Annotated in this window: 11 protein-coding genes and 7 tRNA genes; 14 read left to right on the top strand and 4 right to left on the bottom strand. The window is 44.3% G+C overall.

Annotated features, from left to right (window positions below):
- Positions 1–6: 6 nt before the first annotated feature.
- The 6 genes from DFP76_RS15035 to ppnN all read left to right on the top strand — a co-directional run bounded on the left by DFP76_RS15035 (position 7) and on the right by ppnN (position 10,167).
- Complete coding sequence (locus tag DFP76_RS15035) at positions 7–525, top strand: sigma-70 family RNA polymerase sigma factor (RefSeq protein ID WP_113875426.1); 519 nt, start codon at positions 7–9, stop codon at positions 523–525.
- Complete coding sequence (locus tag DFP76_RS15030) at positions 492–1,514, top strand: FecR family protein (protein ID WP_113875425.1); 1,023 nt, start codon at positions 492–494, stop codon at positions 1,512–1,514. The genes DFP76_RS15035 and DFP76_RS15030 overlap by 34 nt, the downstream gene beginning before the upstream one ends.
- A gap of 102 nt (positions 1,515–1,616) precedes the next feature.
- Positions 1,617–4,376 (top strand): TonB-dependent receptor, encoded by a 2,760-nt coding sequence (locus DFP76_RS15025; RefSeq protein WP_113875424.1) that lies wholly within the window; start codon positions 1,617–1,619, stop codon positions 4,374–4,376.
- Positions 4,377–4,459: 83 nt separating this feature from the next.
- Positions 4,460–7,294 (top strand): M16 family metallopeptidase, encoded by a 2,835-nt coding sequence (locus DFP76_RS15020; protein ID WP_113875423.1) that lies wholly within the window; start codon positions 4,460–4,462, stop codon positions 7,292–7,294.
- Positions 7,295–7,441: 147 nt separating this feature from the next.
- Complete coding sequence (locus DFP76_RS15015; RefSeq protein ID WP_113875422.1) at positions 7,442–8,668, top strand: MFS transporter; 1,227 nt, start codon at positions 7,442–7,444, stop codon at positions 8,666–8,668.
- Positions 8,669–8,793: 125 nt separating this feature from the next.
- A complete protein-coding gene (ppnN, locus tag DFP76_RS15010) occupies positions 8,794–10,167 on the top strand; it encodes a nucleotide 5'-monophosphate nucleosidase PpnN (protein ID WP_113875421.1) in 1,374 nt (457 codons plus the stop codon).
- An 84-nt stretch (positions 10,168–10,251) separates the two neighbouring features.
- Here the strand turns inward: ppnN and glsB are convergent, their stop codons facing one another.
- From glsB to DFP76_RS14990, 4 genes are all read right to left on the bottom strand, one after another.
- Positions 10,252–11,163 (bottom strand): glutaminase B, encoded by a 912-nt coding sequence (gene glsB / locus DFP76_RS15005; protein ID WP_113875420.1) that lies wholly within the window; start codon positions 11,161–11,163, stop codon positions 10,252–10,254.
- 99 nt (positions 11,164–11,262) lie between these two features.
- Positions 11,263–12,129, bottom strand: coding sequence for an NAD(+) diphosphatase (nudC, locus tag DFP76_RS15000; protein ID WP_245931952.1), 867 nt, complete (start codon positions 12,127–12,129; stop codon positions 11,263–11,265).
- 11 nt (positions 12,130–12,140) lie between these two features.
- Positions 12,141–13,166, bottom strand: coding sequence for an L-threonine 3-dehydrogenase (gene tdh / locus DFP76_RS14995; RefSeq protein WP_113875419.1), 1,026 nt, complete (start codon positions 13,164–13,166; stop codon positions 12,141–12,143).
- Positions 13,163–14,374 (bottom strand): glycine C-acetyltransferase, encoded by a 1,212-nt coding sequence (locus DFP76_RS14990; RefSeq protein ID WP_113875418.1) that lies wholly within the window; start codon positions 14,372–14,374, stop codon positions 13,163–13,165. The genes tdh and DFP76_RS14990 overlap by 4 nt, the downstream gene beginning before the upstream one ends.
- A 195-nt stretch (positions 14,375–14,569) precedes the next feature.
- Here DFP76_RS14990 and DFP76_RS14985 point away from each other — a divergent pair, with 195 nt between their 5' ends.
- The 8 genes from DFP76_RS14985 to DFP76_RS14950 all read left to right on the top strand — a co-directional run bounded on the left by DFP76_RS14985 (position 14,570) and on the right by DFP76_RS14950 (position 16,376).
- Positions 14,570–15,649 carry a polysaccharide deacetylase family protein gene (locus DFP76_RS14985; RefSeq protein WP_113875417.1) on the top strand — a complete coding sequence of 360 codons (1,080 nt, stop codon included), beginning with the start codon at positions 14,570–14,572 and terminating at the stop codon, positions 15,647–15,649.
- 62 nt (positions 15,650–15,711) lie between these two features.
- A tRNA-Ser gene (locus DFP76_RS14980) sits at positions 15,712–15,802 on the top strand.
- A gap of 39 nt (positions 15,803–15,841) precedes the next feature.
- Positions 15,842–15,917, top strand: a tRNA-Asn gene (locus tag DFP76_RS14975).
- Position 15,918: 1 nt separating this feature from the next.
- Positions 15,919–15,995: transfer RNA gene (locus DFP76_RS14970), tRNA-Pro, on the top strand.
- Positions 15,996–16,017: 22 nt separating this feature from the next.
- Positions 16,018–16,093: transfer RNA gene (locus DFP76_RS14965), tRNA-His, on the top strand.
- A gap of 14 nt (positions 16,094–16,107) precedes the next feature.
- A tRNA-Lys gene (locus DFP76_RS14960) sits at positions 16,108–16,183 on the top strand.
- Positions 16,184–16,222: 39 nt separating this feature from the next.
- A tRNA-Asn gene (locus tag DFP76_RS14955) sits at positions 16,223–16,298 on the top strand.
- 1 nt (position 16,299) lies between these two features.
- A tRNA-Pro gene (locus DFP76_RS14950) sits at positions 16,300–16,376 on the top strand.
- Positions 16,377–16,378 lie beyond the last annotated feature (2 nt).

The raw sequence follows: 16,378 nt of genomic DNA, 5'->3' as shown, positions 1-16,378 counted from the left end.
CAAGCTATGAGTCCTGAACAAGAAAATGCTCAAAGGGTTGGAGACATTTATATTGAGCATCATCAATGGTTAAAAGGATGGATTCGTAAAAAACTGGGTTGCAATGAGTTAGCGGCTGACCTAACTCAAGACACTTTTGTGCGCCTGCTGAAAAAGTCAAATGCTTCATGGAATAGCAGGGAGCCAAAAGGGCTGCTTGCTACGATTGCTCGAGGGTTATTTATTGACCATTGGCGTCGTAAACAAATTGAGCAGGCTTGGCTAGAATCGCTCGCAAACTTGGAAGAAGACTTTCAACCGTCAGCCGAGCATTCCGCAGAGATGATCGAGGTCTTGTGTCAGCTTGATGCGGTGATTGCGAAGATGCCGATGAAAGTAGCAAATACTCTTATTTTATCGCAATTACATGGATTAACGTATCGAGAGATTGCCGAACACCTGTCTGTTTCTGAGCGAATGGTAAAACGTTATATGGCTCAGGCGATGCTTCAATGCGTGATGTTGCAGTCGGAACTTTCTCTATGATGAATTCAAAATCGAATCACTTTAAACAATTAGAAGCGGCATCAGAGTGGTTTGCCATATTGTCAGATGAAGCGGCATCGGAACAAGATAAACAAGCGTGGCTAAAATGGTTAGAGGCTGATATTGAGCATCAACGTGCTTGGTCAAAAGTCGAATCAGTTGGTGCCATGTTTGACTCTTTTCAGCAGCAGGGACTTAACACTCCCGTTAAGCAGGTTCTCGACAACAGTCATGCAAGACAAGTATCTCGTCGACAATTTTCTAAAGGCTTACTCGGTGTCACGGCTGCGTTAGGTATTGGTTGGATAGGTTGGGAGAAAGCCAGCTTGCCCAGTATGGTAGCGGTTTGGAACGCTGATTTTCATACCTCGACTGGTGAGTTGAAGCGTGTCGCTCTAGCAGATGGTTCTGATGTCTGGTTAAACACATATACAGGCTTAAACGATGAGTTTGATGACAATGTGCGGGCCATCTCCTTGATTTCAGGAGAGGCATTCTTCGATTTAAATGAAACACAAGATGAACGGCCTTTCTTAGTTAGTTGCCCTCATGCGGTAATAAAGCTGACGTCTCAAAAAGCTCGTTTTTGTTTGCGCCATTTATCTGATCAGCAGGCTGTGCTTGCTGTCTATCATGGACAACTGTCTTTTTCTTCATTGCACTCAAAACAATCTATGCTGATTAATGCTGGAAAAGAGGTGCATTTACATAAAAATGCGTCGATGAAACCTCAACCAGTAATGGCTATGTATGAGTCTTGGACTCGTGGTCAATTAATCGTCGATGATATGTCCTTAAAAGATTTTATCAATGAAATTGGTCGTTATCAGCATGGTCATATCAACCTCGATTCAAGTCTAGAAAGTTGGCGTGTGGTTGGTACCTATCCAACCCAAGATATTGATACCGTTTTGACTATGTTAGAAACAGCTTTCCCTATTAAGGTGGAAAAAATCATGCCTTGGTGGATTAATATTTCAGCCGCATAAGATTTTCAGCAATGCTTTAAAAAGTTAACCTTTCTTATGTCCCTTTTTCGTAACTGTGTTCGGTAATAGAAATAAGAAGTATTACTATTACTGGAGTATCACATGTTAACCTGCCATTCTTTTCGTTGTGTCAAGCAACGAACAACTCCCACGTTATTAGCTTTGAGTATAGGCTTGGTAACGGGAAGTTTTTCTTTTATTGTGCCAAATAGTGCGTTTGCGGCATCCGTTATTAATGAGCATACATTTTATCGCATTCCAGAAGGTTCATTAGAAAAAGCGTTAAACCAATTTGCAGTAACATCAGGTTGGTTTATCGGTGGAAATGCTCAATTAACACGTGGCAAACGAACAAATGGTATAGAAGGGCAATACTCTCATAGTCAAGCGCTAGATCTTTTGTTGTCAGGTACAGGGCTATCTTATCAAGAGGGCACGGGTAACAGCCTTGTGTTGGTTGATGCGAACAGTGTTACCCAAACCTCAGATGGTATTGAATTATCACCTATCCTAATTAACGACACGAAAGATACGACTAAGATAGGTGAGAAAACCATTCGTTCTACTGAGATAGAGAGTATGGCTGGTGAGAGCACAAATTTAACTGATTTGTTGAAAGGCAATGCGGCGGCGCGCTTCAGTTTATCTTCCAGTAACTCTGCCAGTAGTGCCAGCATGCGCCCAGATGAAGTCTCTATTCACGGCCAAGCTCATTACCAGAATGCTTATATCATTGATGGTATTTCAGCGAATAATGATTTGAATCCTGGTGATTCGGAAGACACTTATTCAAACCCAATTAATCCTGCCAATCTCAGTATGCTATCTGGGAGTTCATCACAAAGCTTCTATGTGGATCCTGCGATTTTAGAGTCGGTGACCATTTACGACTCCAATGTTCCTGCCGCTTTTGGTGGTTTTCTTGGTGGTGTGATTAGCTCAGAAATTAAACGTTATGACGGCGAAGATTATTTCTCATGGAAATATAAACTGTCTCGTGATGAATTTGACGAAATGCACTTCGATGAGTCGTTAGAAGAAGATATGGCGGAAGGGGATTCCATAGAAGGTGAATACACTCCAGATTACCTAAAGCAGCGTTACACCCTCTCGGGCGCACAAGGGTTGGGTGAAAAAGCCGGTATGACTTACAGCTTTTCTCGTGGTGTCTCTCGTTTTGCTCAGAGCTATGTCAAAAACATTGGTAATACTGTTTATGATAAACAAGGGGTGGAATACGATGATACCGTGGATAATTTGGCGGCGCGTTTAGATGTTAAAGCGACTTCTGATCTGAATTTCGGAGCCTCAGTAATTTATTCGAACCGCTACCATGATGGAGTAACGAATGCCTCTTATGATTCCGCTTTTGTGAAGTCGCACAAGGCCACTGGGGTGTCTTTGGATGCAGTTTATCAAGCTGAAAAGGGCGTCCTTACCAGTTTATTGAGTTATAGCAAGGCGCAAGATACCTTAGCATCTGATGACTCAAGTTATGTTTATCATCCTGCGGATAGAACCAATGGTGATTGGCCTTATTCCGGTGGTTACGGTGACATTAATCAGCAACAAGATACCACAGCAGTAGGGTTAGACTGGTTACAGAAGGCATTTGTTGTTGGGGATTTTCAGCACACTCTTCATCTTGGGGTTGAGCTGAGCCATATTAAGCAGTTCTATGAAGTGGAAGGTGACATTATTAGTCAAACCTACCGCTGTATTAGTGGTTCAAGTTCTTGTGCCGATGCAAACTCTGATGGTGTGGTGGATTACGATGATGAATATCTGTTTATTCAAAGTGAAACGGCTGCTAACAAATTAGAAAAAAGCTATTTGGCTTATGGTGCTTTTGTTGAGGACACCATCGAACACAAGGATTGGACTTACTACTTGGGGTTGAGAGCCGACTACAATACTTCGCTTGAAAACTTGGATATTTCTCCCCGGGCCAGTGCCACTTGGGATATTTTCAGTAACCAGCAAACCTATTTGATTACCGGCGCCAATCGATACTATGGCCGTGATTTCTTCCGTTACGAGGTGAACAGCCAGTTACGCTCATGGCGTACCATGTATCGATACAATTCCGATGGTAGTTTAAATCGTGTGACGAATTATTCCGATGATTCTTTCTACCAGTATGACTTAGACACGCCTTATTCCGATGAGTTAGTGTTGGGAGTGTCGCAAAAATTGGGTAACGTCAATGCTACCCTCAAGTGGGTACGTCGAGACTCTCAGGACTTAGTGACGCGTACTGAAAACGACACTGGTGATTACTACACTAATGAAGGGGAAAGTCTTACTGAAACCCTTTCTTTGAGTTTTGAAACATTGAAGCCTTTTGAGTTTGCGGGCACACAAACTTACGGTGGCTTCTCCATCAGTTATCAAGAAAGCGAAACCAACGTGTTGAGTGACGTGTCTTACGAAGATGAGATTTCGTCTGACTCCATCTACTATCACGGTCATGTAATCTATGAAACCCAACTGCCTAAAACCGATTTCAATATTCCCTTTACCGTTAAGTTCTCTACTGAGACTTATATTCCAATATGGAATTTGACTTGGTCAAATCGTATCAATGTGAAAGCCGGTGGTACTGTTGCAAGAGACACCGGAGATAACTATACCGATATTACTGGCACCTATGACATCTATGAAGACCTAGATTTTGATCAATTGATTACCTTAGACACCACGTTTGAGTGGCAACCAGAGCTGTTTAAGGACGTGGACGGTTACTTAAAGTTAAAGGTTAATAATATCTTTGATGACTATATTGATGCTTCTACTAACTCCAATACTTACTCCTACACCTTAGGACGCTCAAGCACTATTGAAGTGGGTATGCGTTTCTAGTGGTTGTTAATGATTAGATTGAATCTTTTTATAATTAGCAGTGATGCATTTTGTCACTGCATTTCTCTTTTTTTGGGATATGAATGATGTTTTATCAGCGGGTTTTGAGTGTCTTGTTTTGTTTACTAGTTCAGCCAATATTGGCCAATGAACAGGGAGAGATGTCTTGGGATAAACGGATTGTTCGCGGCACTTTGGACAATGGTTTTCAATATTATATTTTTGATTCACGACAAGAGGCTGACTATCCAAAGCAATTAACCATGGCTACCTTATTAGTCAAAGCGGGTGCCATGGATGAAGAGCAGGACCAGTTGGGTGTCGCACATATGGTTGAACATATGGTGTTCCACGAAAGTGGTGATTACCCGCAGGGTGTAAGAAGTGCATTAACTGAGCTTGGGCTTAAGCAAGGTCGGGATTTTAATGCCATGACCAACAGCGAAAATACGCGCTATATGATCAATCTAAAAAAGACGAACGATAAAAGCCTCTCAGCCATGCTGAAAATTTATCAACAAATGGCGTTTTATGCACAAATAAAGGATGACTCCTTGAGTAAAGAGCGTTTGGTGATAGAAGAAGAATGGCGTAAAAAATTGTCACCTAGAACGCGCATTAATGAAGAGAAAAAAGCCTTGTTGCGAGTGGGGTCCCTGTATCCTGAACGCCCTGTTATTGGAACACAAACGTCCATAAAGAATACCCCAGTGGAACGGCTTCAAGCCTTTTATAAGGGGTGGTATCAGCCCAGTAACATGGCATTAATTCTCTATACGCCAAGTAACCCAGAGCTGATTGCTGAACAAATAGAGCGATTGTTTGGGCAAACAGAAAGCCTACCTTTGCCGCCACGTCATGAAAAAGATCCACGTCTAGGTGATGAACTAAAGATAGGGGAACTAACGGATGCTGGCAGTAAAATTAATCGTGTGGCGTACTTGCTTCGCTATGAGAACCGCTATGAAAACTCGCTACAAGGGCGACGTAATGGTTTGATTGGCTACATGGCACGTAGCTTGTTAACGCAACAAGTACGTCGCCAAAGCGTCCAGCTTAAAGACAAGGTTAGAAGCTTTTCAAGTACTAAAGGCAGTGTGTCACCTAATGTGGATATTTTTGGCTTCTCTGTGAATGTGGACGCCGGTTTTCATGCGCAGGGGGTATCTGTGCTGGCGTCAGAGCTGGCCGCCATTCAGCAGCAAGGTTTTTACCAAGCTGATTTTGATGCAATACGACAAAAAGTTATGAAGACGGTTGAAACGAATAAGCAGGCTTCGCAACAACGAGGCAGTTTATGGAGCATGAAGATTTTAGATGCGGTTGCCACTGATAAGGTATTGGCCGACCCTGAAATATCGAATAATCAAGTACTCGACCTATTACCAACGATTCACTTAGAGGATGTGAATCAACGCATGCGCGACTGGCTGAATTCAGCGGATCGTATTCTTTATACTCAAGCGGTTGGTGGGGGAAAAGTAGATCTTGGTAATGCCGAAACAATAGAAAAACTATTTTCAAAAGCCTTGCAGATTACTCATAAACCGTTGCAAAAAGCCGTTCAAGTAGCGGATAAAGCGCTACCGGAAAATGTTTCTCGCGGAGAGTATCGTTTAGTGTCTCGTGATACTCAATTGGGCTTATCTGAGTGGCAGTTATTGAATGGTGATCTGTTAACTTTACTGGATCCGACTGTCTTAGCTGAGCGCTACGCAGATATGTATCAGCCTGCTGAAGAGTCCATCAGTTATTTCTCTGCCTATTCCAAAGCTGGCTATCAGGTATTAGGTGGTAATCACTGGGCGGAGCAAATTGCATTACAGCTCTCAGAGGCAACAGGTGTTTACGGCTGGACACAAGAAGAGTTAACTAAATGGCGGCAGGCGAACAAAATAAATCTTTCCGTCAAACAAAAAGCGCAAAGTGTTTTTTACCGAGGCAACAGCACAGATATAAATTTCGATACCTTATTGGCTTATTATCATGAGTCACAAAGCTTGCCAAACATTGATCAGTCGGTTTATCAGGATGCAATGAAAGGACTGTTACGCAATGCAAAAGTCGATGTGGTGAGAGTGAGTGAGGCTTTTGCAAGGGAGGTTGCCAAAACGCGTTTTGGCGATGAGCAAGAGTTACTACCTAGTGTGGCGGCTCTTGAGCAGCTTAGTTTTGCAACCTTGAATCAAGCTCGTGAACAACAGATTGCGCTACCGGTGAGATATTTCATTGTTTCCAGTTTAGAGGAACAAGTGCTTCTCCAGTCAGTGGCCAAGCATTTGGCGAGCATTCCTCGTGCGGCGACAAAGGCCGCTACTCATAAACGACGCACTCATCCAGTGCTGCAAACAGCCGGTGAAAGAAGATTGGATTTGTCTATTAATGAAACACCGAAAGCGGAGTTTCGTTTGTACGCCTACCAAGACATGACTTGGTCACCCACATTAGCACTGCAATTACTGTACTTAGGCGAACGCATGGAAGAAGTGTTGAAACGCCAATTGCGAGATAAAGTGCAAGGTGTTTACAGTGTTCGAGTGGGACTGGAGCTGAATCGTGAATCAAATCGTGCCGAGCTGTCAGTACAATTCTCCAGCGACCCGCAGCGAGTCGACGCTTTGGCGGCACAAACGGAGCAGATATTGGCGAATTTACCTGCTTTAATCACGCGACAATGGGTGTCCGAGACTCAGCTGGCTTTTGCTGATGTGGAAATAAATCGTTTAAAAAACTCTTTCCGTTCAACCCTAGTGCACAGACTGGAATTGAGTTATGTGAAGTTTGATGATGCGCGCTATTTAGAAGATATGGCGACATTGGATGAGTCTTTGACTTTGAGTCGCTTCCAACAGTTGGTGGATTCGTTGCAATTTGAGAATAAGGTGGTGGCGTTTTTACGACCCAAGGCAGATAAATAAACAAACGACAACATAATATCTTCCTCAAAAGAAAAGGCCCAGTCAATGAACTGGGCCTTTTCTTTTCGCTTTTGGCTTGCTCTTGATCTGCGCTTAGCTCTATGATTCGGAGCTTATCTTTAGCTATGGACGATGCAGGGGATCAGCATGTCACAACCCGTTCGGTTATTCAGTTTAGCCATTGCCTTGGTGTGTATTCTATTGGCACTAAACTTTGGTTTACGTTCGTCTATGGGTTTCTTTATGGCACCTATTTCTCAAGAGTTTGGTTATGGGCGTGAAGTGTTTGCTTTCGCTTTGGCATTGCAGAACTTATATTGGGGGTTGTTTCAGCCTTTAGCTGGTGCTTTTTCTGATCGCTTTGGTACCTTGAAAACCTTATTTATTGGTGCGGCTTTATACGCATTAGGTCTTTATGTTACTGCAGAAGCCAGTACCATTTTTGGCCTTAATATTGGTGCTGGAGTCTTGATGGGGATGGGCATTGCGGCAACGGGTTTTGGTGTTGTGTTGCCTGCTATGGCAAGAATGGTGTCTCCTGAAAAACGATCTTTTGCATTGGGGTTAGGCAGTGCGGCAGGTTCGGCTGGACAGCTTCTGGTGATACCTGTGGCACAAGGTTTTATTTCAGCTTATGGCTGGAGTAACGCGTTGCTTTTGTTAGCAGGTGGCGCTTTGATGATGGTATTGCTGTCGAGCCCATTTCGCAATGAGAAGCAAGCGAAACTGGCCCAGACCGAAAGCGCCGAAAAGACGCAAACCATGACTCAGGCATTAAAAGAAGCAGGTGTGTATTCCCATTATTGGTTGCTGGTGGTGGGCTTTTTTGTTTGTGGTTTTCAGTTAGCTTTCATTACAGTGCATATGCCGGCTTTCTTGTCGGATGAGGGCTTTTCATCCGACGTGGCGGTGGCCAGTTTATCCTTGATTGGTTTGTTTAATATCTTTGGTTGTTTATTGTCGGGTAGCTGGGCAGGGATTTATTCGAAAAAGAAATTACTGACCATCATCTATGCGTTACGTGCTGTGGCCATCGCACTCTTTATGGTGTTTCCAATGACAGATTGGTCTGTGTATCTGTTCTCGATTGTGACAGGGTTGCTTTGGTTAGCCACGGTTCCACCGACCTCAGGTTTGGTCGCACAAATGTTTGGTTTGCGATACATGGGCATGTTGTATGGTATTGTTTTTCTTGGCCACCAACTTGGCTCATTCAGTGGCGTTTGGTTAGGTGGTTATTTGTATGATCACACTGGCTCTTATGATGTTGTTTGGTGGGCCGCTTGCATCATTGCTCTGATTACGGCCTTGATTCACATTGTGATTGATGAGCGTCCGGTTGTGCGGTTACGAGCTCAAATGGCGACTAACTGATTGATCTTTAAATAGGGATATTTTGTTAACTTTGTTAAGTCTGCTTGATAAAACTGTCCATCACTACCAATATAAAGTAATGATAAAACAGATGAAAAGTAAGATAAAAAAAGAGGAGGGCGATCATGCAGTATGAAGATCGCGTAGATGCGTTAGTGGCGCCAAAAGGCGCTTTAGAAATGTTGTCACAAGATGAAATGGCGCGTTTGTCTGAGGAATCAGGGCCACTTCATGATTTATTCCACCGTTGTGCGTTGGCCATTTTGAACTGCGGCAGTGATTCAGATGATCCGCAGGCGATTATGGACGAATATCGTGATTTTGATATTACAATTATTCAACAAGAGCGTGGTGTTAAGTTACAGCTGAAAAACGCACCTGGTAGTGCGTTTGTTGACGGTAAAATGATCAGCAGTGTTCGTGAAATGCTATTTAGTGTGCTGCGTGACATTATTTTTACCCATCATGAATACGATTTAGAAAATGGCTTAAAAACCGCTAGTTCAGAAAAACTGACGAATGTGGTGTTTGAGTTGTTACGTAATGCCGATGTGTTTCGCCGTATTCAAAACCCAGACCTGATTGTGTGTTGGGGTGGCCACTCTATTGCTCGTCATGAGTACGATTACACCAAGCGGGTTGGTCATGAATTGGGCTTGCGTGATCTTAATATCTGTACTGGCTGTGGGCCTGGTGCGATGAAAGGGCCGATGAAAGGCGCGGCGATCGCTCATGCTAAGCAACGTGTTAAAGACGGTGTGTATTTGGGGTTAACTGAGCCTGGTATTATTGCCGCTGAATCGCCCAATCCAATCGTCAATCAATTAGTGATTATGCCGGACATTGAAAAACGTCTTGAGGCCTTCGTGCGAGCTGGGCACGGCATTGTTGTCTTCCCTGGTGGCGCTGGCACTGCGGAAGAGATCCTCTATATTTTGGGGATTTTGTTGCACCCTAAAAATGCCAATATTCCTTTCCCATTGGTGTTCACTGGGCCAAAAGAAAGTGCGGATTATTTTGAACAAATACACGCTTTTATTGGGGATGTGCTAGGGAAAGAGGCGCAAAACAAATACCAAATTGTCATTGATGATGAGGTAGCTGTTGCGCGTATCATGAAACAAGGTATGGAAGAGGTTCGTGATTATCGTAAAGCGCATCAAGATGCGTTTTATTACAACTGGAAATTACATATTCCAGAAGAATTTCAGCATCCTTTTGAACCCACTCATGACAATGTTCGCGGCTTGAACCTGCATTTCGGACAAGAATTACATTTACTTGCTGCCGACTTACGTCGTGCTTTTTCTTCTATTGTGGCGGGTAATGTGAAGGCACAAGGTGTGGCGCACATTAAAGAGTTTGGACCGTTTGAAATTCATGGTGATAAGGCCCTGTTAGCCAAATTGGATGTGCTGTTACAAGCCTTTGTTGATCAACAGCGCATGAAATTACCTGGTTCGGCTTATGTGCCTTGCTACAAAGTGATCACTGATTAGTTATTTGTATCTAGCTAGGTAATAAATAAAAAGGCGCTCAACATGGTTGAGCGCCTTTTTTGATGCTTGATTGGATCAATATGATTAGCCGAAAACTGACCAGCCAATGCTTTCGGATAGCGCTTCTAGTGCCGCCATACCAGCAAGTGAGTTGCCTGACTTGTTTAGTTCAGGAGACCAGACGCACACAGAAAACTGATTTGGCACAATGGCGATGATGCCCCCGCCAACACCACTTTTTCCAGGCAAGCCAACACGATAGGCAAAGTTTCCAGCCTCGTCGTACAAGCCGCTGGTGGCCAGTAAACCATTGATTTGTGTGGTTTCTCTCGGACTTAAAATTTGCTCATTAGAATGTTGTGAAAACCCTTTGTTCGCTAAAAAGCTGAAGGCTTTGGCGAGATCGATGCAATTCATGCGCACAGCACAGTTATCAAAGTAGCTGTGCAGTACGTCTTCTACATCATTATCAAAATTGCCAAAGGCTTTCATTAAATAGGCCATGGAAGCATTGCGAGCACGAAATTCGTATTCGGAATCAGACACCACTTTATCTGATTGTATGTGAGGGTTATCAGCCAAACGACGGATGAACTCGCGCATGGCGTAATGCGGTGAAGCAAAACGCGACTGGTTCATATCACTGACTACTAAGGCGCCAGCATTGATGAAAGGGTTTCTTGGCACGCCAGCTTCGTATTCTAGCTGCACTAAGGAATTAAATGGGTTACCAGAAGGTTCTCGACCGACTCGCTGCCACATGCTTTCACCATAATGCTTAATGGCCAATGTGAGGCTGAATACTTTGGAGATGCTTTGTATGGAAAATTCAGTGTCTGCTTGTCCGGCTTGATAAAGGGTGCCATCGTTACTGTAAATGGCGATACCAAACTGATTAGGGTCAACTTCTGCTAGGGCAGGGATATAATCAGCCACGTTACCTTGACCAATTAAAGGGCGAACTTTCTTTTCAATGGATTGAAGTAAGGCTTCCACGTTTTTCTCAATCTTATTATTAATAGGGAGTGAACATACGACTAAAAGGGAAGGCTAGTATAGAGAGTTGGCACTGGAATACCAGTGCCAACCGGCGCTTTAATCCTGTTCCGTTTTGATCCAGTCAACATGCTGCAATATCAGTTGACCAGAGATAGTGGCAGCGTTTGGTATCATGGGTAAATCGTCTATGTGCCACCAGTCAGCTTCTTCGATTTCCCCTGGCGCAGGTGTTAACTCGCCAGACTGGTAATCCGCGAAGAAACCCGCCATCAATTGATGGGGAAATGACCAAGGTTGGCTGCTGATGTAGCGAATATTGTTGATCTCAATGCCCACTTCTTCTTTCACTTCTCGGGCGACAGCCTGCTCTAACGTTTCGCCTGCCTCAACAAAACCGGCAATGTTACTGTAGCGATCCTTTGGGGCCTGTGGACCACGAGCGAGTAGAATGCGGTTGTCATATCGAATGGAGACAATGATGCAAGGCGAAATGCGTGGATAATGTCTTAGATGGCATTTTGGGCAAATTTTCGTATGTTCTTTGTGGTGCTTTTCTTGCAAGCTTGTACCGCAGCGACCACAAAACTGATGATCTCTGTCCCAAGTGGACAATTGATGAGCGCGACTGAGTAAGATGTAGTGCTCTTGATCCTGCTGGAACAAGAGTTCGCGCAAACCTATTTCCGTAAAGCCTTTTGGTACTGTATCAAAACGGCAAACAAACACGTCTTGACCGTGCCATTGACCGCAGTAGACAGCTCCCATATTCGCGTTAGGTTGAAAATGGTGAAAGGGAATTAAAAACTGCTGGTCAGCTTCGACCAGTACTTGTTGACGATGTAACAGAATATAGAGCGCATCTTGGTGTGGACGCGGATGCGCTTGAGTGCCAATTTCTAACATGTTACCGCTCAGTTTTGCGTCGAAAAGAATTACGCTAACGCGATCAAGTTTTTGACGCAAGTTTTAATCACCTAGCGCCAATCTAGGATGACTTTGCCTGACTGACCTGACCCCATAGTATCAAAGCCCTTTTGAAACTCATCAACTGAGAATTGATGGGTAATAATAGGGCTGATGTCTAAACCAGACTGCAGCATGGCTACCATTTTGTACCAGGTTTCAAACATTTCACGACCATAAATGCCTTTGATGACTAGGCCTTTAAAAATTACCTGGTTCCAGTCAATTAGGGTGTTTTTGTCTGGAATGCCAAGCATGGCAACTTTGCCGCCATGATTCATGTTTTCTAGCATAGAGCGAAATGCTTGATCGTTTCCAGACATTTCCAGACCCACATCGAAGCCTTCACTCATGCCCAAGTCTGCCATAACATCGGTAAGTGATTCGTTTGTCACATTGACCGTGCGAGTGGCTCCCAATTTTTTAGCCAAGTCTAAACGGAAGTCGTTGACGTCGGTGATGACTACATTACGTGCACCCACATGTTTGGCGATAGCGGCGGCCATCGCGCCAATTGGCCCTGCGCCAGTAATTAGTACGTCTTCACCTATTAAATCAAAAGACAGGGCGGTGTGGACTGCGTTGCCAAAAGGATCAAAAATAGCCGCCAGATCATCACTGATATTGTCTGGTATTTTAAAAGCGTTGCTGGCTGGAATAGCCAGATACTCAGCAAACGCCCCAGTGCGATTAACGCCCACACCTAGAGTCTTACGACAAAGATGACGGCGCCCAGCACGACAGTTGCGACAGTGACCACAGGTGATGTGACCTTCTCCTGACACGCGATCCCCTATATTGAAACCACTTACTTCAGGGCCAACCTCAACAATTTCACCAACAAATTCATGGCCTATTGTCATGGGAACGGGAATGGTCTTTTGTGACCATTCATCCCAATGACAAATATGCATGTCAGTACCGCAAATCGCCGTTTTACGAATTTTAATAATCACATCATTGTGACCGCATTCCGGTGTGTCCGTATGGGTTAACCAGATGCCTTGCTCTGGGTGCAGTTTGGCTAATGTTTTCATCGCACTTCTCCTTTAATAATACCCATTTCTCGACCTACTTTTGCGAAGGCTTGAATGGCTTGATCGAGTTGCTCCTTGGTATGTGCTGCTGACATTTGCGTACGAATTCTGGCTTTGTCCATCGGTACCACAGGAAACGCAAAGCCAGTAACGAAAATGCCTTCTTTGTATAGCGCATTTGCCATGGTTTGTGCCAGCTTTGCATCACCTAACATGATAGGAATGATGGGGTGGTCGCCTGCAACTAGTTCGAAGCCCAGTGCTGTCATTTCCGTTCTGAAATATTGGCTGTTGGCTTTTAATTGTTGTCGTGCCTGGCTATTGTCTTTTAGTTTTGTCAGAATGCTTAGGCTAGTAGCGGTAATCACAGGAGCCAAAGCGTTGGAAAAAAGGTAAGGGCGAGAACGTTGGCGCAACCATTCGACAATACCTTTAGAGGCACTGGTATAGCCTCCTGACGCGCCACCTAAGGCTTTTCCAAGTGTGCCTGTGATGATATCAATACGCCCCATCACATCGCAGTATTCGTGACTGCCACGGCCATGCTCACCAAGGAAGCCCACGGCATGGGAGTCGTCTACCATTACCAGTGCATCATATGTATCCGCGAGGTCGCAGATACTTTTTAGGTCTGCAATGATGCCGTCCATCGAGAATACACCGTCGGTGACAATGAGTTTGGTTTTAGCCCCATTGTTATTAGCCTCTTGTAAAGCCGCTTCGAGTTCAGCCATATCATTATTAGCATAGCGATAGCGCTGAGCTTTACAGAGGCGAATCCCATCGATAATGCTGGCATGATTAAGTGCATCACTGATAATGGCGTCGTCTTGATTTAATAGGGTTTCGAATAGACCGCCATTGGCATCAAAACAAGAAGAATAAAGGATGGTGTCTTCCATACCTAAAAATTGGCTAATGCTTTGTTCAAGTTCTGTATGTATGCTTTGAGTGCCGCAAATAAAGCGTACTGAAGCCATACCATAGCCAAACTCATCTAATGCCTGATGAGCCGCTTGTGTCACGTCAGAGTCATTGGCTAGCCCTAAATAGTTGTTAGCGCATAGATTGATCATAGGTTGTTGGTCTGCCGTGGTAATTTGGCTGGCCTGTGGCGTAATCATGGGACGCTCTTGTTTATATAAGCCTTGATCTTTTAATTGCTCTAGTTGGGTGGCGAGGTTTTGGTAAAAATCAGCTTTTGACATAATGCACTCCAAAGTGTCATCTAATTAGGCTCAAGATCATTTGAGTGTAGAGTTCTAATGACGATAAAAGTAGATGCAGTGGCATAGCAAAACGACCATAACAGTTTACTCACATTAGACGTTCTGCTGTGCTGGTCATTTTGCCCATGGGTCGCGTAGAATGGGGCAAATTTTAAACAAAGAGGAAGAAGTGACATGTTGTCAAAGTTTCGCTATGGAGTGATGCGTTGTGGTTTGTTGGTTGGTGCGTTAGGAGTAAGTGTGATGACGCAAGCGCAGGATTTTATTCCTGTTTTGCAGTATCACCATGTGAGCAGTACGTCACCGAAATCCACCTCAGTGACTCCTGAGCAATTCACTGAGCATATGGACTATCTTCAAACGGCAGGATTTAAGGTGATTGATCTTAAAACCGCACTAGAGGATTTGAAGGCCAATAAACCTTTACCAGAAAAAGCCGTCGCCATTACTTTTGATGATGCCTACCGTAATATCTACAAAGCGGGCTTTCCTATTTTAAAAGAGCGCGATTTTCCCTTCACGGTTTTCATTAATACTGAACCAGTTGAGCGTAACAGTCGTAGCTTCTTAACATGGCAACAAATGAAAGAGATGGAAGAATTCGGTGGTGTGTTTGCCAATCATACTATCAGCCATCCTTATATGTTGCGTAAGCTGGAAGGTGAAACCGATGTCGCTTGGCTTAAGCGCATGGAAAACGAAGTCGATACCGTCGAAGCCTTGTTGAATGAGCACCTAGGTCATTCGCCTAAAATGTTGGCTTATCCTTATGGCGAGTCTGACCATACGATTCGTGACATGATGGCTGAAAAGGGCATTATGGCATTTGGTCAGCAATCAGGTGTGGTCAGTGCGGATTCCGATTTTGAGAATTTACCGCGTTTTCCTGCGTCTGGTGCCTATGCTAAGTTGACGACCTTGAAGACCAAGCTAAATTCACAGCCTATGCCACTATCGAACGTAGAAGCTGGAGGAGATTTTGCTGGTGCCGACCCTGTTTCGATTCGTTTGACCTTTAAAGAAGGCAAATATCGTTTCAAAGATTTAGCTTGCTATGTTTCTGGCCAGGGGAAAGCTGTTCTAGAATGGGCTTCAGACCATGAAGTAGTGGCGACAGCGCCGAAAGCATTTGGTACAGGACGTGGTCGTATTAACTGTACTATGCCGGATAGAACTGGGCGCAGTTACTATTGGTATTCCAATGTTTGGATTCGTGCAGCAGCGGATCAAAACTATGTGAGCGAAAAAAGTTAAATTTTTTTCAAAAAAATGTTGCACTGAAATTTCAAATCAGTAATATACACCTCGCTCGCAACGGAGGGGTGGCAGAGTGGTTTAATGCACCGGTCTTGAAAACCGGCGTAGGTTAGTAGCCTACCGAGAGTTCGAATCTCTCCTCCTCCGCCATCTTTAAAGATGGCGTGTTGTAGCAAAGATAAAATTAGTTCCTCGATAGCTCAGTTGGTAGAGCAAATGACTGTTAATCATTGGGTCACTGGTTCGAGTCCAGTTCGAGGAGCCATCGGAGTATAGCGCAGTCTGGTAGCGCGCCTGCTTTGGGAGCAGGATGTCGGGGGTTCGAATCCCTCTACTCCGACCATTTTATCATCCATTTAGTAATGGTGGGCGTAGCTCAGTTGGTAGAGCTATGGATTGTGATTCCATCGGTCGTGGGTTCGAGCCCCATCGTCCACCCCATTACTATGATAGTTGGGTCGTTAGCTCAGTTGGTAGAGCAGTTGACTTTTAATCAATTGGTCACTGGTTCGAATCCAGTACGACCCACCAACTATCTCTGATGCAAAATTCTGCACTAATCTGATTAATTCCTCGATAGCTCAGTTGGTAGAGCAAATGACTGTTAATCATTGGGTCACTGGTTCGAGTCCAGTTCGAGGAGCCATCGGAGTATAGCGCAGTCTGGTAGCGCGCCTGCTTTGGGAGCAGGATGTCGGGGGTTCGAATCCCTCTACTCCGACCATC

The sequence above is a fragment of the Marinomonas aquiplantarum genome (genome assembly GCF_003314975.1).
GTDB lineage: Bacteria > Pseudomonadota > Gammaproteobacteria > Pseudomonadales > Marinomonadaceae > Marinomonas > Marinomonas aquiplantarum.
This window is presented reverse-complemented; position numbering and strand designations above follow the sequence as displayed.